This is a genomic window from Kitasatospora sp. A2-31 (assembly GCF_022288725.1).
GTDB lineage: Bacteria > Actinomycetota > Actinomycetes > Streptomycetales > Streptomycetaceae > Kitasatospora.
In genome coordinates this window covers 669,140-692,722 of sequence record NZ_JAKNTA010000004.1, presented here as the reverse complement: position 1 = coordinate 692,722, position 23,583 = coordinate 669,140, and the positions used below count along the sequence as shown (strand labels likewise).

The window sequence follows — 23,583 nt, the reverse complement described above, 5'->3', positions numbered from 1 at the left end:
CCCGATCAGTGGGCGGTGCCGGTGCCGGTGCGGCCGTCCGGCGCGGTGCCCCAGACGCTCTCCTCCTGGACCAGCAGGTGGGCGAAGCCGCGCTGTTCCGCGGGCTCCTCGGCCTCCGACGGGTCGGCCGCCTCCGCCGGTTCGGGCTCCGGCTCGGGGCCCCCCTCGCCGCACCCGAGCACGAGCGGGGCCGCGGCCCGTGCGACGGCCGCCGCGGTGGCGCCGGCGCGGTCCGGCTGCCAGGTGGACCAGGGCTCGCTCGCCGCCTCGTCGGTGGCGGCCGTCCGTTCCTCGGTGTGTCCCCGGCCGTCCCGGGCGGGGCCCACCGCCCAGAGCAGCTCGACGAAGGCGCCCGCTCCCCGGTCCCACAGCGCCGGATCCTCCGGGCCACCGTCCGGCGCGGGCCGAGGCAGGGGGGCGGCCCGCTCGGCCGCGGCGTCCGGCCGGGCGGGGCCGGGACGCTCCTGCCCGCCGGCGGCCTCCGCCGCGTTGCCCGCTTCGGCCCGACGCCGCTCCGCACCGGGCCCGGTGCCGGCCGCTGCACCCGCCGTCGCACCCGCCGTCCGGGCGGAGGCGGCCGCGGCGGATGACGCGGACGAGGCGGACGAGGCGGACGAAGCCGCTGCCACGCCGAAGCCCGGCAACAGGCCGACGCCCGGCTGTACGGCCGGTGCCGGTGGTCCCGCCGACACCGCGTCACCGGCGCCCTCGGCGGCGGTCCACGGCTCGGCGCTGGGGTCGAGCAGGCCGGAGGCCTCGGAGCGCACACCCGTGCCGTCCTCGCTGCGCCCCGCAGCCGGCGCGGCAGCCGCGGCGGGCAGGAAGGGCAGACCGCCCGCCGTCAGCCCCTCGCCGCCGGCCGCCGCACCGTCGGCCGCCCCGGCCTCGTCGTCCGCCCCGGCCGCACCGCTCTCCCAGGGCTCGGAGCTCGGCGTCAGCAACCCGGAGGCGTCGGACCGCTCGCCCGAGCCGTCCGCGCCGCGGCCTGCCGGGGCGCCGCCCATGCCGGGCATGAAGGGCATCCCGGCCCCGCCGAAACCGGCGGGCAGGCCCGACTCGGTGGCCGTTGCGGCGGTCGGTCCGAAGGACGCGCCCTCGCGCAGCCCGTCGACCGTCCCGGTGCCGGTCTCCTCGCCGTCGCCCTGCCCGGTGCCGACCCGCCCGCCGAGGCCGAGGCCGCGCGGGAAACCGGCCAGACCCGGCGAGGTGCCGGCCAGACCCGGCGAGGTGCCGGCCCGGCCCGCGCCGAGTCCCCCGGGCAGGGAGCCGAGGCCGCCGAGGGCGAGCGACGGGAGCGCGCCGAGCGCCCCGAGCCCGGCCCCGCCGAGGCCGTCGAGGCCCCCGAACCGGCCGGGGCCGTCGAGGCCGTCGAGCCCCGGGAAGGAGACCGGGCGGAGCACGCCGTCGAGTCCGGCCGGGTCGAGGCCGCCGAGCCCGGTCCCGCCGGGGAAGGGCGTCGGCCGGCCGAGCAGGCCGAGCCCGTCGAGGTCTCCCACCCCGCCGGCACCGTCCGGCCCCGCCGAGCCGCCGAAGTCACCCACCGGGCCGAAGCCGGTCGGATCGAGGGCGGCCGGGTCCAGACCCGCGGAATCCGGACCGGCCGGGTCGAGGCCCGCGGGGCCGAAGGCGCCCAGCTCGGTGCCGACCGGGTCGCCACCACCGGGCAGCCCGTCGCCCAGGCCTCCCGGATCCGGGAGCGGCTCCGGGCCGCCGGGGCCGTCCGCTCCGGGGCCGTTTGCGGTGTTCGGGTCGTTGAGCGGGGAGGGCACCGGCTGCGGCGAGACGATCGCGTCGACGGTGAACTGGTAGTGCGAGGCGAGCGTCTTCAGCACCACCCGCATGTCCTCGCTCATCATCTGGACCAGCTCGGGCTTCTGACTGATCGGGATGAGACCGTTGGACATCGGCGTGACGTGCATCCGGATCGCCTCGTTGGCGTAGTGGTTGTCGATCTCCACGATCTTGTTCCGGGCGTTCCTGAGGGTGACCGCGTTGTTCGCCAGCTGCTGGGGCACCGAGTGACGGCCGGTCGAACCGCCGGACAGCACCTTGGCGTTGGCCAGCACCTGGCGGGAGAAGGTGGTCATCATGTCGCGGAAGGCGTCCGCGGCCGGGCCGCGCCACGGCCCGTCGTCCCCGGCCAGCGCCTTGGCCTGGTCGACCAGGCTCTTGCCCACCGCCTCCAGGCTCCGCTGCACCCGGTGGAAGACGTTGGCCGCGTCCTGGAGCGACTGCGGATCGGAGATCGCCCGGGCGTGCGCGAGGTTGGCGTCCGAGCCGGTCCCGGCGGACATGCCGTTGATGGCCGCCATGATCTGCTTCCAGTCCCACAGGTCGTAGTCGGCCGTCATCCCGGTCGACGTACCGTCCGGGCTGCCGAAGACCGCGCCGTCGTCGCCCTGGTGGAAGCCGTGGCCGTTGTAGTCGGGCACGCCCGTTCTCCTCTCGATCCGCCGAGCCGCGCGGCCGGGCCGGGCCGGCTCGGCCGTCAGGCCCGGGTGTTCCCGTTGCCCTCGCCGGTGCCGCCGGTGCCGGTGCCGTTGCCGTTGCCCGTTCCGGTGCTGCCGGTGCTGCCGGTACCGCCGGTACCGCCGGCCGCGGTCACCACGGCGTTGAAGTCGCCGACGGCGTCCGTCATGGCGAGCTGGAAGTCCCGGGCCGTCATGGCATTGGCCTCCTCGGTCGTGCGGTACTTCGCGCTCAGCGACCGGACGCCGTCCCGCAGGTCGGTCAGCCCGGTCACCAGCGAGGCCAGCGCATCGCCGAAGTCCTTCTTCAGCCCGTCGTCGCCGTTGGGCCCGTTCACCTTGTTGCGCATCAGATTGGCGTGGTAGAAGGCGCCCGGGGCCACCGAGACGCCGTCCAGCGCGGTGATCACGGCGTTCATCGGCGCGATCAGCCGGTCGATGTTGGCGGCGAAGAGGTCCAGCGAGGGCGTGCTCACCGCGGTGCCGCCGGGTCCGGTGGCACCGTTGCGCGGCACGGTCGGCAGCAGGATCGGATCGGTGTCGCTGAACGTGCCGTGGCCGGCGCCGACGTGGGGGTCGCCGGTCCAGTGGTGGTCGCCGCCGGTCCCGGAGTCCGAGCCGGATTCGTCCCCGGTCCCGCCCCCTCCCCCGTAGTCGTTGTTGTTGATGTTCGGGTCGGAGGAGGATTCGTCGCGCTCCGACATGTCACTGGTCCCAGAGGCCCGCGCCGAACCGCTCACCGGAGTGGTAGGCGTCGTGGACCCCGCCGAGCGCGGTCGTCGCGTTCTGCGCCAGCAGGACCATGTCGGCCGCCGCGGCGTCCCAGCGGAGCTTTGCGGCGTCGTACGTGCTGCGGGCGTCGCTGCTCCACTCGCTCAGGTGCTGCGTGGTGCCGTCGTCCAGCTGGCTCAGGGTCTGCTGGAGCCTGCTGCTGATCGCCGACATCTCGCCGACGATGTACTCGACCTGGCTCATGTTGACGGTGTAGGTGCTCATGAGGTGACTCCTCCGGGGTGCGGGGCTGCGGCGCTACGGGAAAGGGGGCGGGCGGCTCAGAACCCGGGCAGCGGGGCGGCCATCCCCTTGCTGAGCTGGGAGGCCAGGTCGGTGGTGGCCTGGTGGGTGGTGTCGTAGCTGCCGGTGTTCGCCTGGAGCTTCTCCAGCATCAGGGCGAGCTGGCTGCGCACGGTGCCGAAGTCCTGCAGCCAGGTGTTCATCGCGCCGAGGTAGGTGCTGGACGCCTCACCGGTCCAACTCGCCTGCAGGGTCTCGATCTGGCTCGCCATCTGCGTGTAGGTGCGGTTCACCTCGTCCAGCGCGGTCTGGAAGTTGCCCTGGGCGGACAGCATCCCCTCGATGCTGACGGAGGTCGTCTGGTTGGCCATCGGCCGGTCCTCTCGGGAGTGGCGGGTCTGCCTGCCCGCCATGCTGGTCGATCCCGCGGCCGGTCCGGTAGCGGATCACGGCCCCGCTGCCCCGGCGACCAGAGATCGCTGCACCCGGCCGCCTTCCGCCGGCCCGACGGGCCCGGTCTGCGCGGCTCACACCGCGACGGCGGTGCCCGGCTCCGCCGGCTCGCTCGACGGCCCGGCCCCGGTGAGGTCCGCCACGGTGACCGTGCGGGTGCGGGCCCGCGCGGCGATCCGCAGGGCCAACCGGTGGGCGCCGTAGGCGCCCTGCTCCGGGTCCTGCCCGGCCAGCAGGGCGCGGGCCTCCTCGGTGACCTCGAAGCCCAGCACCGCCAGCCGTCGCACCGTCAGTTCGGCCAGTTCGGCGCCGCCGTACGCGGGCAGTCGCAGGTACTCGGCGAAGGTGCCGGCCAGATCGGTCCGGGCGGCCAGCAGGTCCATCAGGTAGGGCGGGTGCCCGGAGAGCACCAGGACGGCGCCGTGCGCGTCGCGTCCGGCCGCCTCGGCCGCCAACGCGTCGACCACCGCGGCCCTTTCGGCGGCCGGGCGCCGTTCGAACGACGGGTCCACCTCGGCCAGCAGCACGCCACCCGCGGCCCGTTGGAAGGCCTCCGCGAGGACGCCGCGCGGCTGCTCCGGCCAGCGGGCCGGGACCTCCGACAGCGCCAGCCGGTCCACGGTGCCGAGCGGGAGGACGCCGGCCCCGGCCAGCGCCCTCGCATAGGCACCGGCCAGCGCGCGTCTGCCGCTGCCGGGAAGGCCCTCCAGGACGACGTCGGCCAGACCCGCGGTGCCCTGACCGAGTTCGGCGAGGACGTCGAGCCGGGCCGCCAGCGCCTGCCGGACGGGGCCCAGGCCGGCCAGCGCGGCCAGGTGTCGGGCGGGAGCGGCGGCCGGACCGGGCGCGGGCGCGGGCGCAGCGCTCGAAACGGAGTCGGGGGCGGCATCGGGGCCCGGGGCGGCGGCACCCTGCAGCCCCGCGCCGACCGGCCCCGCGCCGACCGGCCCCGCGCCGACCGACCCCGGCACGGCGGCGACGTCGGCGGCCGTCAGCAGGCTGAGCTCGCCCTCCTCCGCCGGCGGCCGCGCGGCGAGCCGGGACGCCTGGCTGCTGATCATCGACTCGAACACCTGGCGGGCCACTCGGCCGTTCCCGAAGGTCGGCCCCTTCGGCACTCCCTCGAACCAGCGGCTCAGCCCCGCCACGGCGTCCGGCGTCAACTCGTAGCAGTGCTTGGCGCAGAGGCCGCGGACGATGGTGACCAGCTCATCCGGCGCGTAGTTGGGGAACTCCACGGTGCGCGAGAAGCGGGAGGCCATGCCGGGGTTGGAGGCGAGGAACTGATCCATCTGCTCCGAGTAGCCCGCCACGATGACCACGACTTCGTCGCGGTGGTCCTCCATCAGCTTCATCAGCGTCTCGACGGCCTCCTGCCCGAAGTCGGGCCCGCTGCCGCGGGACTGGTTGGTCAGGGTGTAGGCCTCGTCCACGAAGAGCACGCCGCCGAGCGCCTTGGTGAAGACCTCGGTGGTCTTGATGGCCGTGCCGCCGATGATCTGGGCGACCAGGTCGGCGCGCGCCACCTCCACGATGTGACCCTGTTCCAGGATTCCCAGCTCGGCGAGGACGGCGCCGTAGAGCCGGGCGACGGTGGTCTTCCCGGTGCCGGGCGGCCCGGCGAAGACCAGGTGGCGGCTCATCGGGGGCATCGGCAGGCCCATCTCGGTCCGCCGCTTGGCCATCCGGTTGAGGTTGATCAGCCCGGTCACCTCCTGCTTGACGCTCTCCAGGCCCACCAGCGCGTCGAGTTCGGCGAGCGGACCGCCGACCGCGGACGGCGGTCCGCCGTCCCCCGCGGCGCCGTCCCGGGCCGCGGCGCCGTCCCGGGCCGCGGCGGGCTGCGGCCGGTCGGCGGCGTTGTCCCGGACGTCCGTGCCGTCGAGCCGCACCGCCCCGGGCGCGCCCTTGGCGTGCACGCCGTCGCCGCCGTTGTGCGCCACGGTGCAGCCGGAGAGGTCGGCCCGCGCGTCCGGGTGGACCTCGACGCCGTGACCGCGCGCACCGGTGACCCGGCACGCCGCCGCGGTGAGCGAGCCGCCCGCCAGGATCTGCACCCCGACGCCGGACGAGCCGGTGAACTCGCTCTCGCGGGCAGTCAGTTCGGCACCCGCTCCGACCAGGGCCGGGCAGCCGTCCAGGGTGGCGGCGGTCAGGTGGGCCGTGGCGCCGTCCAGCACGGCCAGCCCCCGGCCCCGTCCGGTGGTGGCGATCCGCACGGTCTGGAGCCGGCCGGTGGTGGACGGGCCCGCCAGTTCGACGCCGTGCCCGCCGGTCAGCGTGATGCCCGCCTCCCGCAGGGCCAGCCGCGCGCCGCCCTCGGCCCGGACGCCGTGGCCCGGGCCACCGGTGACGGTCAGCCGGTCCAGTTCGGCCGCGGCCCCGTCGGCCACCACGACGGCGGCGGTGGCGGCGTCGCGCACGGTCAGGCCGGAGGCGGCGGCCGTGCTTCCGGAGCCGCTCACCCGCAGGCCGACCGGCGTCCCGGTGACCTCGCAGTCCGTCAGCACCGGTCGGGCGCCGCCGGCGACCTCCACCCCGCTGCGGGCGGCACCGGTGACCGTGCAGCCGCGCAGCACCGGCGCCGCCCCGTCCGCGATGTGCACCGCCTGGGCGGCCGAGCCGACGAAGGTGCAACCGGTGAGCGTGGTCTCGCCGCGGCCGGCGAGGTAGGCGTCCACCGCGGCGCTGCCCTCGACGGTGACCTCCGTCAGCGTCGCCCGGCCCGCCTGTTCCACGGCGACTCCGGGCTTGCCGCTGCCGGTGATCCGGGTCCGCTCGACGGTGACCGCCGCATCGCCGTTGACGCAGACGCCGTTGCCCCGGGGCCGGAGCAGCCGGCACCCGCGGACCTCCAGACGCCCGCGCTCGGCGACCACGACGGCCGAGGAGCCGGCGTCGGCCACTTCGGTGTCCTCCAGCACGCTGCTCCCGGTGGAGGTGACGACCACACCGGCGCCCTCGGGGTTGGCCACCGCGCAGCCGCGCGCGGCGAGCGAGGCGTCCTGCCACACCAGCACGGCGGCCCACGCCGCCCCGGTGACCCGGCAGCCGTCGAGCGCGGTCTGACCCCGGCGCAGGTCGAGCACCGGCGCCTGCGGATCTTCGCCGGAGAGCACCAGGCCGGACAGCCGGACCGCCTCGGCCTCCACCACCACCGTGCTGCCGGCGGCGGCGTGCACCTCCACCGTTCCGCCGTCCCCGGCGGCCACGGTCACCGGCCGGGTGATGTCCAGCACCTCCTCGTAGCGGCCGGGGGCGACGGTGATCAGCGCCCCCTCGGCCGCCTCGGCGAGTGCGGCGGCGATCGAGCGGTGGGCGCCCGGGCGGCCCGGCGAGACCAGCAGGACCTGCCTGCTCACGGGCGGGCTCCTTCCGTAGGGGAGGTGGACGGGCGGGATGTGGACGTCCGAGATCCCGACGGGCGGGGTGCGGACGGGCGGGGTGCGGACAGCAGACCGGGCGGATCGGTGCATTCGGCGCCCTCATCGGTGCCGACGCCGGCCAGCGCGGACGGGATCCGTTCCAGGGCGGCCAGTGCCAACGCGTCCAGCCGTGCCGGGGCCGCGTCGGCCCGGCCGTCGGCGGCCGTCTCCGAGGGCGACAGCTCGCGCAGCATCACGGTCCGGCCCTCCACCCGCAGCACCTTGAAGCCGGTGCCCGGCAGGAAGAGCACCCGGTCCGGCGGCTCCGGGTCGAGCAGCGCGGTCCGGCGGGCCGTCATCGACCAGATCAGCACGTCGGTCGCGCCGGGCGGGCCGGGCCGCAGGGTGGTGCGGGCGTGGCAGAACGCCCACTCGGTGAGCAGTCCGCCCTCGCGGTACAGCGCCCGCTCCGCGTCGGTGAGCCGGGTGCGCAGCAGGGCCGGCCCCCGGTAGGACGGCAGACGGCGCAGCCCGGCGGCCACGCACCGCGCCAGCGGCACGTGCGCGCCGGGGGCGGCCCCGCGCACCGCGGCGTCGGCGGCGCCGGTGTCGCCGCCGAGGTAGAGCCGGACGGCGGCGAGCTCGGTGAGCGCCGCGGCCGCCTCCGCCCGGTCCGCGGCGCGCAGGCCAGGCGCCTCCGACATCGCGCGCGACACCGATCCGGCGATCGCGTTGAACTGCGCGCTGAAGGTGCGGCGCACCCAGTTGCGCTCCTGGTCGATCCCGCGCTCGGGCGGGACGGCGCAGGCGGCGGCGGTCGGGGTCGGCTGCACCCGGATCAGGGCGGGAGCCGATTCCGCCGACGGCGCCGCGGGGGGCCGCGCGGCCGCGGACGGCTCCCGGGCGGGCGTCGGCGGCGCTGGGGTGGCGGACGGCCCGGGTGCGGGCTCCGGCACGGGCGCCGGGCCGCCGGACTCCAGGCGGAAGCTCGGCGCGGGCGCCCGGGCCGGCCGCTCCGCCCGCACCGGCGCGGGCGCCGGAGGCTGGACGGTCGCCGTCCGAAGCTCGGGCGCCACGGCGGAGCCGGGCTCCGGCGCCTCGGCGCGTGCCTGGGACTCGGCGGGGACCGAGCCGTGGTCGGCCGCCCCGGCCGGACGGACCTCCGGCACCACGGCCGAAGCCGGGGACCGGCCGGGGACGGATCCGCGGTCGGGCTCCGCAGCGAGGTCGACCGCCGGCGCCGGGGACGGGCCTGCTGCGGACGGGGTGGGATCGGCGGGACCCGGAAGGCCACCGGGCTCGTCGCCGTCCGGGCGGGCCGGTCCGGTCGGGGCCGGCCTCGCCGGGCCCCGCGGGGCCGGGACGTCGCCGGCCGACCCGCCCGCCGACGGCGTGTCGGAGGACGCCGGAGCCACGGAGACCGGCCCGCGCCGGGAGGGCGGCAACGGACCGTCAGCGGTGGTGGCAGTGACGGGAGCCGCGGGAGTCGCAGGGGCCACCGGGCCCGGCTCACCGCCGGGCCCCCCGGAGACCAGGACGGCGGTCGGGCCGGGCCCGGCCGCTCCCCCGGCTCCGCGACGGGGCTCCGCGCCGCCGTCCGGGCCGCCGTCCGGGCCGTCCGACGACAGCGGCGGCTCCGCCGCCGGCCCGGGGGCCCCGCCGGGCGCGGACCACCCCTGCGACCCCGAGGATCCCCCGGACGCGGACCACCCGACGGGCGCCCCCGTCCCGCCCGCGGGCGGCGGAGCCGGCAGGTGCAGCACCTCCTCCGGCCGCCACACCCCCGCGCCGCCGGCACCGCCGCCCGCCACCGGTACGGCGCGCGGCAGCTCCGCGTACCGGACGACCGGGTACCCGAGCGCGGCGGCGAGCGCCGGCCCGGGTTCGGTCCCGTCGGGGACGTCCAGCGCGCCGTGCAGCACGAACCGCGTCGCCGGGCGGGCGCCGGGGAGCACCGTGGCCCAGAACCGCGCCAGGTCGTCGAGCGCGACCCGCGGCGCACCGGGGCCGCCGACGACCACCAGCAGCAGGTCCGGGTCGGCCGGGACGGCCTCGACCAGCCGCCGCCGGTCGGTGGCCGACGGTTCCGCGCGGGTGCTGCGCACCCAGACCCCGCAGGGCAGCGGCTCGGCGACGGCGTGCGGGCCGAGCGGCCGGGGGCGGACCGGGGCGGAGAACTCCCAGGACGGCTTCGGGAACCGCTGCGAGTCCCGTTCGGCGGCCCGGCCCGGGCGGTAGCGCAGCCAGCCCTCGCCGTGGTGCGCGGGGACGAACAGTCCGCCGGTGACGGTCGGTGTCAGCTCGCCGTCGGGTGCCAGCACCTCGCGGCCGAGCCGGTCGGCGATCCCGGCGGCGGCCTGCCGGACGTCCGCGCGCCCGCCGCGGCCGAAGACCAGCCGCAGGCTGCGGTACCGGGCCGGGGCGAGCAGGCGGGCCACCGACGGCCAGGCGGTGCCGACGGCGTCGTCGGGCAGGTCGACCACGACCAGGGTGTGCAGGTCGTCCCGGGCGAGTCCGCGGACGAAGGCCATCGCCCGTTCGTCCGGCCGCCCCTTGGGGTGGACCAGCAGCGCGCCGCCCTCCGCGGCGGCGGTCAGGCGCAGCCTCATGACCGCCGCCCGACGGCCGCGGCGGCACGGCTGAGCGCGGGCCCCTCGGGGAGGAGCGCGAGCACGTCGGCGGGCAGCACGACGGCCCGGTGGGTGTCGCCGAGACCCAGGGCGCGGGCGGCGTCGGCGTCGGCGACCGGGTAGCGGGTGCCCTGTTCGGTGATCAGGTAGACCGGCCCGCCGCCCGGTGCGGTGGCGACCAGCCCGCTGCCGGGCGGCATGACGACCGGTCGCAGGCCGACCGGGGCGAGGACCGCGACGGCCGCGCCGCCGGGGGCGGTCCGCAGGCAGAGCGTGCCCGCGTCGGGGGCACGCAGGCCGAGTACGGCGGGGAGGCGGTTGAGCAGGGAGCGGTCCGCGGAGACGGGCGCGGCGGCGATGTCCGCCGGGGCGACCGTCCGCGGGGCGGCGGCGCCGGGCACCGCCGCGAGCAGGGCGAACTCGGTGGCGCCGACCGGGGCGAGGCCGTCGGCCCGCTGGACGTAGTGGTGGGCGTCGGGGCCCGGGCCGGTGCGGAAGAGCTGGCCGGTGACCGTCCCCTGCCCGGCGACGGTGCCGGCGGGGGCGCCGGCACCGGGGACCGGGTCGGCGGTCAGCGGGAGGCCGGTGGGCACCGCGGCGAGCCAGTCCGCGGGGGCGGGGACGGCCGGGCGGTCGTCCAGGCCGAGCGCGATCAGCGCGGAGTCGGCGGGCACCGGGTACTTGGTGCCCCCGGCCAGCAGGTGGCGGGCGCCGTCGGGGCCCGCCACCAGTACGGCGCGGTCGGCGGCGAGCGCGGGCAGCGCCTCGGCGGCCGCGCCGAAGACCAGGCCCTGCCCGACGGCCGCCCCGTTCCGGGCGTCCCCGCCCGGGCCCTTCCCGCCCGCCGACTCCGACGCCGCCCCGCCAGGCGGCCGGGCACCGGTCACGTCCGTCCGCAAGCACCGCGCCCAGCTCCCGGAGAGCAGGCGGGACGCGGCGGGCACGGCGTCGGGCGCGTCCGGGATGCCGACCGGGACGCCGCGCGGCGTCCCGGCCAGTGCCCCGGCGGAGACGCTCTCCGGCGTGCCGGGGCCGGCGGCCAGCAGCAGCGCCGAGGCCTGGTTGCGGGCCGGGTGGAGTTCGCCGTCCAGGTAGACGTAGCGGTTGCCGGTCTCCTTCTCCACGACCACTGCGCCGTTCTTGCGCCACGCCGTGCCGGCCGAGGGCGACAGCAGCCCGGACACCGCGAACCCGCCGCAGAGCAGGACGGCGACGCCGGCGCCGAGGACGGTGCCGAAGGCCGAGCGGCGGGTCGGGCTGTCGCCCTGCCCCGGATCCCCGCCGACCAGGGCGGAGGCGAGCCGGCCCACCGCGAACTGGTAGGACTGCACGTGGTCGCGTCGCGTCTGCACGGTTTCTCCTCCCCTAGCCGGCCAGCGCGCGCAGCGCGCCGTAGGCGCCGAGCACCTGCAGCAGCAGGGGCAGCAGCGCGATCGCGGTGGCGGTCTCGGCGAGGTCGCCGAGGTGCCCCCAGAGCGGGAGCAGCCGGGCGCGCGGCAGCCGCCAGGCGGCGAGCAGCAGCAGTGCGGCGGCGCCGAGCAGCACCGCGGCGGCGGCCGTCCGGCCGGCCGGGCCCGCGGGCGCGGCGCGGAGGCCCAGGACCAGCGCCGGGGCGTACGCGCCGAGGAGCAGTGCGGGGACGCGCTGGGCGGTGCCGTCCGTACCGCGGGCGCGCAGCAGCACCGCGCTGCCGAGGGCGACCGGCAGCAGCCAGCCGGTCCAGGAGCGGTCGAGCAGGACGAGCAGCGTCACGGCGGCGGCCTGGACGAGCGCCGAGGCCGCGGCGACGGCGTCCAGGCAGGCGGTGGCGACGGTGACCCGGCGGGCGAGCCGGTCGCCCGGTTCGGGGGCGGTGTCGTGCTGCAGTTCCTCGGCGTCGCGCGGCAGGTGCGGCACCCGCAGCCGGGCCGTGCGCAGGGCGAGCCGGGGGGCGAGGTGGCCGAGGACGAACAGGGCGACGGCGGCCAGTGCGGCGGCGCGGACCGGGCTCGTCCAGTCGGCCCGCACCGCGAGCGCCCCGGCGGCCGTGGCCACGCCGGCCAGCAGGGCCGTGCCGGGCACCGCCAGCGGGAGAGCCCCGACCCCGAGCAGCAGCGCGGCGAGCGCCACCGCGGCGCCGGCTCCCGCCAGCACGCCGGTGGCGTCGGGGAGGTGCCCGCCGTCCGGGACGGTGCGCGCGGTGAGTCCGGCCAGTGCGGCGAAGGCGAGCGCGCCGATGCCGGCGAGCAGGACGGCCCCGCGCTCGGCGCGCATCCGCGCGGTGACCGCGGCGCCGACGGCGAGCACGGCGGCGACGGCGGAGCAGCGCGCCGCCGTCGCCGGGCCCGGGCCGCCGCCGAGCAGGGCGGCGGCGAGGGCGGTCAGGGCGGCTCCGGCGAGGAGCAGGGCCAGGGCCCGGGTGAGGTCGGGCTGCCACCGGCCGGGGGCGCGGCCGACGCTGTGCGCGACGCCGTCGGCGAGGTCGTCGAAGTGCGGCACGGGCAGCGCGGCCTCGGCGGGGCGCAGCAACAGGACGTCACCGTGGCGCAGCCCGGCGGTGGCGGGGGTGGCCTCCGGGTCGAGCGGCTCCTCGCCGAGGCGCTGCAGGACCCACGGGAGGTCCGGCCGGGCGGCCCGCTCGGGCAGCGCCCGCAGCAGCACCGGCAGCAGGGCCGCGACAGTGGTGGTGACGGGGACGGCGAGGTCGGCGCGGCCGGTCGGGCCGTCGACGGTGATCCGGCAGACCTCGGTGGCCTCCACCGGGGGCGGTGCGGTGGTCATCGTGCTCCAGTCGGGGCGGGGGGTACGGGGACCAGGCCGGTCTGGACGAGCGTGACGGTGCGTCGGGTGACCAGCTGGGCGCGGCCGGCGGGCAGCGTCCGGGGCCTGGCCTCCCCGAGGAACCTGCCCTCCTCCTTGGGGTAGGAGAACAGCAGCGCGGGGTTGCCGAGCTCCCACATCCGGCGCAGCAGCGGGTCCATGACGGCGCGCATGGCGCCGGAGGTGCTGCGGGCCACGACCAGGTGGAGGCCGATGTGCGCGCCCTGGGCGAGCAGCGGCACCAGCGGGGCGGTCGGGGCGGCGGCGCCGGGCGCGCCGGTGAGCAGGTCGTAGTCGTCGACCAGGACGAACAGTCGGGGCCCCTGCCACCAGTCCCGGCGGGCGAGCTGCTCGGGCGTGACGTCGCTGCCGGGCAGGCGTCCTCCGACGGAGACCGCGGCGCTCTCGGACAGCCGGGCGAGGCCGTCGGCGTCGACGGCGAGGCCGACCCGGTACTCCTCGGGCACGTCGTTGAGCAGCCCCCGCCCGGGATCGGCCAGCAGGATGCGGGCCTCCTCGGGCCGGTAGCGGGCGGTGATGGCGCGGACGGCCAGGCGCAGCGCGTTGGTCTTGCCGGTCTCGCCGTCGCCGAACACCGCCAGGTGCGGGGTGGCGCCGAAGTCGTGCCGGACGGGGGCGAGCCGCTGCTCGTCCAGGCCGAGGCAGAACTCCAGGTCTGCGGCGGGCCCGGGGCCGGGGAGCCGGTCGGCGTCCAGGCGGGTGGGCAGCAGCCGGACGCCCGGGGCCGGGCTGCCGGGGGCGAAGGCGTCGATCTCGGCGACGGCGGACTTGGTGGCGGCGGTCAGGTCGTCGGTGCGGCCGGAGCTGTCGAGCCGGGGCAGCGCGGAGAGGAAGTGGTGGCCGGTGGCCGTGAGGCCGTGCCCCGGGCGGTGCGGGACGGCGGCCGCGGCCTTCGACCCCACCTCCGATTCCATGGCATCGCCGAGCCGCAGTTCGAGCTTGGTGCCGAGCAGGTCGCGCAGCCGCGAGCGGAGCTCGGACCAGCGCACCGCGGAGGCGACCACGTGGATCCCGAAGGACAGGCCGCGGGCGGCGAGGTCCATCACCCGCTGCTCCACCTCCTCGTACTCCTGGCGCAGCGTCGCCCAGCCGTCGACGACCAGGAAGACGTCGCCGTACGGGTCGCCGCCCTCGCCGCGGGCGCGCAGCGCCCGGTGGGCGGCCATGGACTCCAGGCCGAGCGAGGTGAACTGCTGCTCGCGCCGCTCCAGGAGCTGGTGGAGCTCCTCGACGGTGCGCAGCACCCGGTCGCGCTCCAGGCGGGTGGCGACCGAGCCGACGTGCGGCAGCCCGCTGATCGAGGCGAGTCCTCCGCCGCCGAAGTCCAGGCAGTAGAACTGGACCTCCGCGGGGGTGTGGGCGAGCGCCAGCGCGAGGATCAGGCTGCGCAGCAGGGTGGACTTGCCGGTCTGCGGGGCGCCGGCGACGCCGACGTGGCCGTCGGCGCCGGAGAGGTCCGCCACCAGCAGGTCGCGCAGCTGCTCGAAGGGGCGGTCCACCATGCCCAGCGGCACCCGCAGCGCGCCGCGCAGCCGCGGGTCGGTGGTGCCGAGGCCGCGCTCGGGGTCGGGCACGATGCCGGGGAGCAGCTGGTCCAGGCTGGGCGGGGTGGACAGCGGGGGCAGCCAGACCTGGCGGGCCGGCGGGCCGGCGTCCTCCAGGCGGGCGACCAGCGCCTCCGACAGGCTCTCCGGGGTGTCCTCGGCGGCGGCCGGGTCCGCGGGCCGCTCGCGCAGCGCCTGCTCGGCGAGGGAGACCAGGGCGGCCTCCTCCTCCGCACGGGCGGAGGAGAGCGGTCCGCGCTGCTCCAGGCCGAAGGCGGTGACCTCACGGGCGGGCCGCTCGGTGCGGGCCTGCCGGTCGGGGTGCGGCGGCGCCGGGGCGGGGCCGGAGACGTAGGCGGCCTTGAAGCGGACCAGGTTGGTGGTGTCGACCTTGAGGTAGCCGTTGCCGGGTGCGGAGGGCAGTTCGTAGGCGCTCGCGGTGCCGATGACGCTGCGGGATTCCATGGCGGAGAAGGTGCGCAGCGCGATCCGGTAGGACAGGTGGCCCTCCACCCGGTGGATCCGGGACTCGTCGAGGCGCTGCGAGGCGAGCAACAGGTGCACGCCGAGGCTGCGGCCCAGCCGGCCGACGGAGACGAACAGGTCGACGAACTCGGGCTTGCCCGCGAGCAGTTCGGAGAACTCGTCGACCACGATCAGCAGCGCGGGCAGCGGTGCGAGGGTGGCCCCGGCGGCGCGTGCCTTCTCGTACTCGAAGAGCGAGGCGTGGCCGGCCTCGCGCAGCAGCTCCTGGCGCCGGATCATCTCCCCGCTGATGGCGTCGCGCATCCGGTCGACCAGGTGGATCTCGTCGGCGAGGTTGGTGATGACGGCGGAGGTGTGCGGCAGCCGGTCCAGGCCCAGGAAGGTGGCGCCGCCCTTGAAGTCCACCAGCACCAGGTTGAGGACCTCGGAGGAGTGGGTGGCGGCCAGTCCGACGACCAGGGTGCGCAACAGCTCGCTCTTGCCGGAGCCGGTGGCTCCGATCAGCAGGCCGTGCGGTCCCATGCCGCCCTGCGCGGACTCCTTGAGGTCGAGTTCGACGATCTCGCCGTCCTCGGTGACGCCGATCGGCACCTTGAGCCGGGCGTCCTGGGCCTGCCGGGGGCGCCAGGCGGCGGCGACGTCGAAGCCGCGGACGTCGCGCAGGCCGAGCAGGGCGGCCAGGTCGAAGTCCGAATCCAGCGGGCGGTCCCGCAGGTCGGTGCCGCCGCCGGTGCGCAGCGGCGCCAGCGTCCGGGCCAGGGTGTCGGCCTGGGCGGTGCCGAGCCGGTCGGCGCGCGCCGTACGGGTGCCGCCGCCGGCGGGCAGGGCGACCAGGCCGTCGCGCACGGTGAGCCGCAGGACGCGGGGGCCGCCAGGAGTGGTGCCGGTGAGGTCGAGCAGGACGACGCCGCGCAGGCCGGCGCCGAGCAGGCGGGAGGTCTCGGGCAGCCGGAGGCCGTGGGCGACCACGACCACGAAGGGCTCGGCCGGGCCGGGCACGGCGTCGGGGTCGTGGTCCGGGCGGTCGCGGACCTCGGGGCCGAGGAGGTCCAGCAGCGCGTCGTGGTCGGCGGCGGCGAGCCGGACCGGTCCTGCGGCGTCCTCCTCGTGCGGGTGGGCGTTGTGCGGCAGCCACTTGAGCCAGTCCCAGGCGCGGCGGCCGCGGTCGTCGGCGAGCAGCGCGACGCGCAGGTCGTCGGGCGCGTGGAGGACGGCGAGCCGGCCGACCACGGCCCGGGCCAGGGCGAGGGCCTCGTCGTGGTCCCCGACGAACTCGACGGCGGTGAACCGCGGCAGGGCGACCGGGACGGGAAGGTGCGGCACCGTCCGGTGCGCCTCGGTGAAGCGGCGCAGCGAGACCGCGCAGAGCGGTTCGAGGTCCTCCACCGGTTTGGTCCGGGGCGGCAGGAACTCCAGCGCGGCGCGCCGGGTACCGGTGCCGATCCGGATCCGGGCGAAGTCCTCGTGGCCGGGACGGCGCTCCCAGAGCCGGGGACCGTTGGCCAGGGTCCACAGCTCGGCCGGGTCCGGCTCGTCCCAGGACAGGGCGGCGCGCTGCTCGTCGGCGGCCTGCCGGGCCTGCCGGCGCTTCTGGCCGAGGTAGCGCAGGTAGTCGCGGCGCTCGGCGCGGATCCTGCGGCGGCGTTCGGCGCCGGGCCGGCCGATCTGGACCAGGGTCATGCTGACCATGGCCACGCCCATCATCCCGGACATCGCGTACATGGCGGTGCCGCCGTTGCCGACGGAGAACATCAGCACCATCGCCCCGGTGCCCAGTCCCATCGGCAGGTAGGTCAGGGCGGAGCCGAAGTCCGCGGCGGCCGGTTCGCCCAGCACGGGGGGCTCGGCCAGCTCGACCTGTTCCTCCGGGGGGCGCGGGCCCTCGGCGCGTGGTGGGCGCTTCACGACCGCGGTGCTCACATCGGGTCCTCTTCCGTCTCTCCGGCGAGCCGGGCTCCGGCAGCCGGCCGGCGGTTCGCTCCGGATCGCAGCCTAGGAGCGGCCGGCGGGCCGTCCGCGCCGCGCGGGGCGTTCTCTGTCCCGGCGGCCCAGGAACGGTGTCCGATGGTGCAGCGGGCCACCGGGGAGCCGCGGGCGCGCGGCGACGCGCCGGGGGTGGCCGGGTTGCACCTTGAGGCACCGATTCCGGTGCGCAGGGGCCTCGTCCGCCCCGGGGCCGGGACCGGCGGGCCGGCCGCCGGTTCAATGGCGGCGGCCCGGGGCCCACGCGTCGCGCGCGGGCGCGACGCGGGTGTGCGGGCCCGACGAGGAGTGGAGCTGAGAGATGGAACGCGAGACACCGTCCAAGGAGCGGTCCGGCGCGTCCGCCGGACGGCCTGGGGAGCCTGACGAGGCGTCGGCAGGCGGCGGGCCCGGGCCGGCCGGCGGGGGCGCGGGTGGTGCGCTCTGGGACCGGTCGCTGCCCTGGGAGGGCGAGGAGGCCGGGGACGCCGACGCGACCGCACCGGCTCCGGAGGCCGAGCCGCCCACCACGGGGTCGGCGGCACCGGAGGAGGCACCTGCTGGAGAGGACGCTCCGGGCGGCGCCGCGGGAGGTGCGGGCCCGGCCGGGTCGGCGGGGCCGCCGGAGGCCGACGGTCCGCCGGCCGGCGGACCCGGGGCGGACGGGCCGGGAACGGACGGGCCGGGAGCGCCCGGAGCCCCGGCGTTCCGCCCGGTCCTCGCCGAGCCGCCCCGGGAGGGCGCGGCGGCCGCGCCGTCCGGCGAGGAACAACCGGAGCGCACCGCCAGGATCGGCGGGGTCCTGGTGGCCGCCGCGGTGCTGGTGGCACTCGCCGTGACGGCGTTCTCGGTGACCGGCGGCTCCGATGCGCCTGCGCACCCGGCGGACGCCGTCCTGCCGCCGGCGCCGGCGGCCGGGCTGCTGCCGGCCACGAGCACGCCCACCGGCGCCTCGGCGAGCCCGGACGCCTCCGCGTCGGCCACCGCCTCCCCGACCGCGGCCCCCGCCGGCACCGCGACCGACGCTCCGGCCCCGTCCGGCTCCCCCGCGTCCGCCGCCGAGCCCGCGCCGGTGGCGAACGTGCCCGGCGCCCCGCCCGCGCCCGCGACCGCGCCCGCAGCCCCGGACCGCCGGCCCGGCGGGGCGGCTCAGCCCCCGGCCCCGGCCGCACCGCCCGCCGCCGCCGCACCCGCCAAGTCCGCGCCCCCCGCACCCCCCGCACCCGGCGCGCCGGCCCCGGCCCAGCCCGTACCGGCCGCACCGGCACCCGCCCAACCGCAGACGCAGCCGGCCCCGGCGGCACCACCCGCCCCGGCGGCCGCCCCCGGCGGGCGCATGATCGCCGGGTACGACTCCAACCGCTGCGTGGAGGTGTCCGCCCACGGCGCCGTGGACGGTTCCCCGCTGCGGCTGTGGGACTGCGGCGGCGCCGCCTGGCAGTCCTGGGACGTCCGCCCGGACGGCACCGTCCGGGCGATGGGGATGTGCCTGGACATCGCCGGCGCCTCGGCCGACTCCGGCACCACCATCCAGCTGGCCCGCTGCAACGGCGGCTGGGCGCAGCAGTTCGCCCTCAACGCCGCGCACGACCTGGTCAACACCAGTCTCGGCAAGTGCGTGGACGCCCGCGACCACGGGACCGCCAACGGCACCGGCCTCCAACTGTGGGACTGCGTGGGCGGTTCCAACCAGAAGTGGTACCTGCGGTGACTCCCGCGTGCGGACGGCCCGGCCGGGCATCCCCGGCCGGGCCGTCCGGCGGCACCCGCTCCTGCTCCCGCTCCCGTTTCAGAGCACGCCCGTGCGGATCGCGTGCACCACCGCGTGGGTGCGGTTGCGGAAGCCGAGCCTGGTCATCATGCCGCTGACGATGTTCTTGATGGTCCGTTCGGAGTAGCTCAGCTCCCGCGCGATGTCGGCCGTGTCCAGACCGTCGGCCAGCAGCCGCAGCACGTCCAGCTCGCGGGTCTCCAGCCCGGCCGTGGTCAGCCCGCGCGGGCCGAGCACGTCGCGCTGGACGGCGCGCAGGCCCCCGACCAGCCAGCCCTGCACGGTCGGCGGCAGTTCGGTGCCGCCGACGGCCACCGAGCGGACAACCTCCAGCACCTGGTCGAAGTCGCACTCCTGACGCCAGAGCACGCCGCGCAGACCGAGACCGACCGCCCGCAGCACCTGGTGCTCCCGGACGCCCTCGGTGACCAGCACGATCCCCAGGCCGGGGTTGACCGAGCGGGCCGCGAAGTCCTCCAGCCCGGTCATGGTCTCCTCGGTGACCCGGGTGGTCACCACCAGGGCGACATCGGCCGTCGGGTGGTCGTCCGCCTCCAGCAGCCGCAGGCCGGGGTGGCGGCGCAGTCCGAGGGTCGTCCCCTCGCCGGTGATCGGGTCGCCGGCGAGCACGGCGACGCCGATCGACCGGATCACCCCCACCCCGCCCGCCCGGCGGGCCGTCCCGCCGCGCGGCGCGGAGGCCGCGGCGTGGGGCTCGGTGGGGCGGTGGCTGCGCTGGTCGGGCACGGTGGTCATGGGCATGGGGCTCGCCTGTCGTCGAGGGTTCGGGACGCGAGCACCGTAGGGGCCACCGCTTGCCGGCCACTTGCAAAGCACTTGGCAAGAGGACGGGAAGAGGCGTACCGCCCCGGCGGGGGTCCGGGGCGGTACGCGGCCAGCGGCTCTCTTCCGGCAAGAGAGGCCCTACGCCGGTGAGCCGGTCGTCCGGTGACGTCGGGTCACCAGCGGTACCAGCCGGTCGCCCAGCTGTTACCCGTGGTGGAGACGCCCGCGCCGGCCGCGTCGTCGTAGGAGAAGCTGCCGACGACCGCGCCGTTGTCCTGGTGCAGCACCACGTAGTCCTTGCTCCGCCCGGAGAGCCAGAGGGTGGTGCAGGTGCCGGGCTGCACGATCCTGGTGGCCATGTGCCGGTCGGGGAACTCCGCGTACGAGCCGTAGTAGCCGTCCGAGCAGAGGGTGAACTGCCCCGGCGTGGCGGCCTGGGCCGCACCGGCCGGGACGAGGACGGCGGCGAGGGCGGCAACGGTGCAGCCGGCGGCGGTGGTCGCGCGGCGCAGCATGGTTCGGTTCGGGCGCATCGGGTCTCCCGGGTGAGTGGTGGTCAGGTCGTCACCGTGAGGAAACCGTTCGACGGGCCCCGCTGTCAGCACGCGCCGGGCCGCGCTGCCCCGTGGGCCACCGATGGTTGCCCCGCGAACCGCCCGCCGGTCCCGGCGGTGCCGGGCCCGGTCGCCGCCGGCCGGGCGATCCGCAGCTCCTGGCCGGTCGGCGGTCGGCGGAACGGCTCGCCCGCCCCGGGCCCGCCGCCCTGCCGCGGGATGCCGCCGCCCGCCTGGTCGACGCAGCGCCGGGCCCACGGCTCGGCGCCCAGCTCCTCGAAGGCGCGCCGGGCCTCGCGCAGCGCCTCGCCCGCCCCCGGGCGGCCCAGCGCCCGCAGCCGCAGGCCGTCGGCGAGCCGGAGCCGGGCGTACGGGAAGACCCAGCCGCGGGCCCCCGGCACCGCGTAGGCCGCCGCGAACCGCGCGTCGGCCTGCCGGTCGTCCGCGGCGAGCGCCGCCGCGGCGGCGAGCAGGAAGGCGTGGTGGGCGGAGATCTCACCGATCCGCGCGGCCTCCCCGGCGGCGACGTGCGCGGCGGCCTCGGCCCGCCGTCCGGTCCGTACGGCCGCCTCGACGAGGTCCAGGAACGGCAGGTGGAACCACGGCAGTCCGGGCGGCAGCTCCCCGGGGCGCATCAGCGAGGTGAGCCGGTGGTAGGCCTCCTCGTCCCGGCCGTGGGCGAGGGCGGCGAGCGCGCGAAGGTGGTCGAGCTGGTCGGTCACGAACCGCATGCCGGCCCGCGCCGCGACCGGCCGGATCCGCTCCTCGGCCGCGCGCAGGCCCGCCTCGTCACCGCGGCCGGCCAGGAAGTGCGCGTGGTAGTGGCGGAACAGCAGGGCGTTGCAGTGGTAGCCGAGCTCGTCGGCCGCCTCCGCCTCGTGCAGGCAGCCGGGCGCCTCCTCCCAGCGGCCGCGCAGGTAGGCGCGGTAGACCTCGGCCTTGGCGACCGAGCCGCGGGTCGCGTAGCCGTGCTGGGCGGCGAAGCGGCGGCGCAGCGGGCCGTCGGCGGCGTCCACCGCGGCCGCCGTCCACAGCAGCAGCCAGGCCGCGCCGGCCTCCTGGCCCCGGTCCAGTCCGTCCAGCAGGGCGGTGAGCAGCCCGGGCACCCCGTGGGCGGTGCGCGCCGGGTCCGACCAGGCGCGGTGGCAGAGCCGGGCGAGCGGGGAGACGTCCGGACGGTGCTCCTGCAGCACCTGCCAGGCCCGGGCGTCGCCGGTGTAGACGGCGGCGAGGAGCAGCTTGAAGTAGGCCTGCTCGGCGAGGCCCCCGAAGGTCTCCGCCCCGGGGCGGGTGAGCGCCGCGATCGCTCCGGGCAGCAGCTCGACGGAGGAGCCGAACTCGACCCGGTGGCTCTGGTCGACGTAGACCACGGCGTAGGAGAAGAGCGGGGCGATGTCGGCCGGCACCGGACCGCGGCCGATCTCCTCCACCAGCCGGGCGGTGTGCCGCAGCTGCCCGCCGCGGGCGGCCGCCACGGCGGCCCAGGTGAGCCGGCGGGCCCGGTCGGCCGGGTCGGCGGTGAGTGAGGCCGAACGGTCCAGCAGCAGGGCGGCCTCGGCGTCGCCGCCGCGGCGCACCAGCCGGTGCCCGGCCTCCTGGAGGCGGGCGGCGAGGTCCGCGTCGGGGAGCAGCGCGGCACCGGCCTCGTGGACCAGCCGGCGCGGGTCGTCGGCGGCCAGGCAGCCGGCGAGCAGCCGGTGGGCCTCGCGCCGGCGGGGGCCCGACGCCCGGGAGATGACGCCCCGGCGGACCAGCGGGTGCCGGAACGCGAGCCGGCCGACCGGGTCGAGCCGGGCGAGCCCGGTCGCCTCCAGCGTCTCCAGGACGGACTCGGCGTCCTCGCCCGCGGCGGCGCGCAGCCAGGTGGCCGTCCCCTCGGCGGTGCCGGGGCCGGCCAGCGCAGCCAGCAGCAGGACGCGTTCGGCGGCCGGGGTCAGCCCGGCGAGGCGGTCCCCGAAGAGCCGTTCCAGCCGGCGCCCGAGCGGCAGGTGGTCGGGCAGCGGGTCGAGGCCGCGCAGCTGGCCGGGGCGCAGCTGCCGGGGCAGTTCGACCAGGGCCAGCGGGTTGCCGCCGGCGTCCGCCAGCAGCCGGGCCGCGGCGACGGAGGCCAGGCCGGGGTGGCGCAGTTCGAGCAGTTCGCCGGCCTCGGCCGAGGAGAGCGCGCCGACCTCGACCGGCTGCATCGACCAGGCCTCCACCGTGGAGTCCTCGGGGCGGCTGGCGCTGGCGATGACGACCGGCAGAGCGGCGACCCGCCGGTGCAGGAAGGCGAACACGGCGACGCTGGAGGAGTCGACCCAGTGCAGGTCGTCGACCAGCACCAGCAGCGGCCGGGCCCGGGCGGCCGCGGCGATCAGGGCGAGCGCCGCGGCGCCGACGGTGAGCCCGCCGGGCGGTGTGCCGGGGCGGACGCCCAGCGCGTGCTCCAGCACCTCCCGCTGGTGCGGCGGCAGGTCGTGGGTGCGTTCCAGCAGCGGCCAGAGCACCTGGTGCAGGCCGCTGAAGGCGTACTCGCGCTCGGCCTCGGAGCCGACGGCGCGCAGCACCGTGAACCCGGCCCGCTCCGCGCGCTGCGCGGTCCACTCCAGCAGCGCCGTCTTCCCGATGCCGGCCTCGCCGCGCAGCAGGACGGCGGTGCCGCCGGCGCCGCTCCGGGCGCCCTCCAGGGCGTCGGCGAGCAGGACGGTCTGTTCGGTACGCCCGACCAGCCGGGCCGGGTCGGGCCCGGCGGGCGGCGGGGTGTGCGGGGCTGCGCCGGGCAGGGCGTCGATCGGGCCGCGGGAGCCCGGCACCGTGCCGGTGGCCACCGCACCACCCCCGGTCCCGACCGCACCGCGCGGCCGCGGGACCACGGCGGCGGGGAGGTCGGGGACTGCGACGGCGACCGGGACGGCGACGGTGGCCGGCGAGACTTCCAGCTGCTCCGGGACGTCCCGCCGCAGCACGTCGAACCGCCCGTTCAGCACGGCCTGTTCGAGCTCGGCCAGCCGCGGGCCCGGGTCGAGCCCGAGCTCCTCCGCGACCACCGCCCCGGCCCGGCGCAGGGTCAGCAGGGCGTCGGCCTGCCGCCCCGTCGCCCACTGGGCGAGCGCCAGCAGCCGCCAGCCCTCCTCCCGCAGCGGGTCGGCGCGCACGAGCTCCGCGGCCGCCGGGAGGACCTCGGCCGGGAGTCCGGCCCGCAGCCCGGCGGCGACCGCCGACTCCCCCGCCGCCGAGCGCAGTTCCCGGAGCCGGGCGATCTCCGTGAGCGCCCACTGCTGGTCGGCCCACTCCTGGTAGGCGGGGCCGCGCCACCAGCCGAGCGCCTCGGTGAGCCGCCGGTGGGCCTCCGCCGGCGGCGCGTTCCGGGCCTCCCCCACCACGGCTTCGAACCGCCAGGCGTCCACGGCCTCCACCGGCAGCCGGACGGCGTACCCGGGCGGCACGCTGACCAGCAGTTCGGACGCCGATCGCGGCGGGCGCCCGGGCTCCAGCACGCGGCGCAGGTGGGAGAGGCAGGGGTGCAGGGAGGCGAGGGCGCGCCGGGTGGGGGTGTCCGGCCAGAGCGCGTCGACCAGCCGGTCGACCGGGACGACCTGCCCCCTGCCCATCAGCAACAGCGCCAGCACGGCCCGTTGTCGTGGCCCTCCGAGGAAGACCGGCACCCCACCGACCGTGGCCTCCGTCGGCCCCAGCACCCGCACACACAGCATGACGGGCCAACCTACCGAACAACGCTCCGGCCTGCCGG

13 protein-coding genes are annotated in these 23,583 nt (G+C 78.0%); 1 reads left to right on the top strand and 12 read right to left on the bottom strand.

The genetic code is table 11. From position 1 onward, the window contains the following. Positions 1 to 5 precede the first annotated feature (5 nt). The 9 genes from MCM47_RS15065 to eccCa form a co-directional block, all read right to left on the bottom strand. Positions 6 to 2,432: a WXG100 family type VII secretion target gene (locus tag MCM47_RS15065; RefSeq protein WP_238862092.1), complete on the bottom strand. Its 2,427-nt coding sequence runs from the start codon at positions 2,430 to 2,432 to the stop codon at positions 6 to 8. A gap of 56 nt (positions 2,433 to 2,488) precedes the next feature. Beyond that, positions 2,489 to 3,172 carry a hypothetical protein gene (locus tag MCM47_RS15060; RefSeq protein ID WP_238862091.1) on the bottom strand — a complete coding sequence of 228 codons (684 nt, stop codon included), beginning with the start codon at positions 3,170 to 3,172 and terminating at the stop codon, positions 2,489 to 2,491. Position 3,173: 1 nt separating this feature from the next. Further along, complete coding sequence (locus MCM47_RS15055) at positions 3,174 to 3,464, bottom strand: WXG100 family type VII secretion target (RefSeq protein WP_238862090.1); 291 nt, start codon at positions 3,462 to 3,464, stop codon at positions 3,174 to 3,176. Between the two features lie 56 nt (positions 3,465 to 3,520). After that, entirely contained in the window at positions 3,521 to 3,853 is a 333-nt protein-coding gene (locus tag MCM47_RS15050; protein ID WP_238862089.1) for a WXG100 family type VII secretion target, read from the bottom strand. Between the two features lie 156 nt (positions 3,854 to 4,009). Continuing rightward, a complete protein-coding gene (locus tag MCM47_RS15045; protein WP_238862088.1) occupies positions 4,010 to 7,297 on the bottom strand; it encodes a right-handed parallel beta-helix repeat-containing protein in 3,288 nt (1,095 codons plus the stop codon). After that, positions 7,294 to 9,909, bottom strand: a complete 2,616-nt coding sequence (locus tag MCM47_RS15040; RefSeq protein ID WP_238862087.1) for a hypothetical protein — start codon at positions 9,907 to 9,909, stop codon at positions 7,294 to 7,296. Before MCM47_RS15040 ends, MCM47_RS15045 begins: the two co-directional genes overlap by 4 nt. Further along, positions 9,906 to 11,282 carry a type VII secretion protein EccB gene (gene eccB, locus MCM47_RS15035; protein WP_238862086.1) on the bottom strand — a complete coding sequence of 459 codons (1,377 nt, stop codon included), beginning with the start codon at positions 11,280 to 11,282 and terminating at the stop codon, positions 9,906 to 9,908. The genes MCM47_RS15040 and eccB overlap by 4 nt, the downstream gene beginning before the upstream one ends. A gap of 13 nt (positions 11,283 to 11,295) precedes the next feature. Beyond that, positions 11,296 to 12,690, bottom strand: coding sequence for a type VII secretion integral membrane protein EccD (gene eccD / locus MCM47_RS15030; protein WP_238862085.1), 1,395 nt, complete (start codon positions 12,688 to 12,690; stop codon positions 11,296 to 11,298). After that, positions 12,687 to 16,700, bottom strand: coding sequence for a type VII secretion protein EccCa (gene eccCa / locus MCM47_RS15025; protein WP_238862084.1), 4,014 nt, complete (start codon positions 16,698 to 16,700; stop codon positions 12,687 to 12,689). Before eccCa ends, eccD begins: the two co-directional genes overlap by 4 nt. Positions 16,701 to 17,064: 364 nt before the next feature. Here eccCa and MCM47_RS42575 point away from each other — a divergent pair, with 364 nt between their 5' ends. Beyond that, positions 17,065 to 18,453, top strand: a complete 1,389-nt coding sequence (locus MCM47_RS42575; RefSeq protein ID WP_305067979.1) for a ricin-type beta-trefoil lectin domain protein — start codon at positions 17,065 to 17,067, stop codon at positions 18,451 to 18,453. A gap of 78 nt (positions 18,454 to 18,531) precedes the next feature. Here the strand turns inward: MCM47_RS42575 and MCM47_RS15015 are convergent, their stop codons facing one another. From MCM47_RS15015 to MCM47_RS15005, 3 genes are all read right to left on the bottom strand, one after another. After that, on the bottom strand, positions 18,532 to 19,275 hold the full coding sequence (locus MCM47_RS15015) for a LuxR family transcriptional regulator (protein WP_238862083.1): 744 nt from the start codon (positions 19,273 to 19,275) through the stop codon (positions 18,532 to 18,534). Between the two features lie 197 nt (positions 19,276 to 19,472). Further along, the gene (locus MCM47_RS15010) at positions 19,473 to 19,832 is read right to left on the bottom strand and encodes a hypothetical protein (RefSeq protein ID WP_238862082.1); all 360 of its coding nucleotides are present in this window, start codon (positions 19,830 to 19,832) and stop codon (positions 19,473 to 19,475) included. A 65-nt stretch (positions 19,833 to 19,897) separates the two neighbouring features. Then, positions 19,898 to 23,545 carry a BTAD domain-containing putative transcriptional regulator gene (locus tag MCM47_RS15005; protein WP_238862081.1) on the bottom strand — a complete coding sequence of 1,216 codons (3,648 nt, stop codon included), beginning with the start codon at positions 23,543 to 23,545 and terminating at the stop codon, positions 19,898 to 19,900. Positions 23,546 to 23,583: the final 38 nt, after the last annotated feature.

What these genes read in the sequence shown, in the direction of transcription:
- MCM47_RS15060 (WP_238862091.1), bottom strand. Translation starts at nt 3,172, where the DNA reads ATGTCGGAGCGCGACGAATCCTCCTCCGACCCGAACATCAACAACAAC.
- MCM47_RS15055 (WP_238862090.1), bottom strand. Translation starts at nt 3,464, where the DNA reads ATGAGCACCTACACCGTCAACATGAGCCAGGTCGAGTACATCGTCGGC.
- MCM47_RS15050 (WP_238862089.1), bottom strand. Translation starts at nt 3,853, where the DNA reads ATGGCCAACCAGACGACCTCCGTCAGCATCGAGGGGATGCTGTCCGCC.
- MCM47_RS15040 (WP_238862087.1), bottom strand. Translation starts at nt 9,909, where the DNA reads ATGAGGCTGCGCCTGACCGCCGCCGCGGAGGGCGGCGCGCTGCTGGTC.
- eccD (WP_238862085.1), bottom strand. Translation starts at nt 12,690, where the DNA reads ATGACCACCGCACCGCCCCCGGTGGAGGCCACCGAGGTCTGCCGGATC.
- MCM47_RS42575 (WP_305067979.1), top strand. Translation starts at nt 17,065, where the DNA reads ATGGAACGCGAGACACCGTCCAAGGAGCGGTCCGGCGCGTCCGCCGGA.
- MCM47_RS15015 (WP_238862083.1), bottom strand. Translation starts at nt 19,275, where the DNA reads ATGCCCATGACCACCGTGCCCGACCAGCGCAGCCACCGCCCCACCGAG.
- MCM47_RS15010 (WP_238862082.1), bottom strand. Translation starts at nt 19,832, where the DNA reads ATGCGCCCGAACCGAACCATGCTGCGCCGCGCGACCACCGCCGCCGGC.
- MCM47_RS15005 (WP_238862081.1), bottom strand. Translation starts at nt 23,545, where the DNA reads ATGCTGTGTGTGCGGGTGCTGGGGCCGACGGAGGCCACGGTCGGTGGG.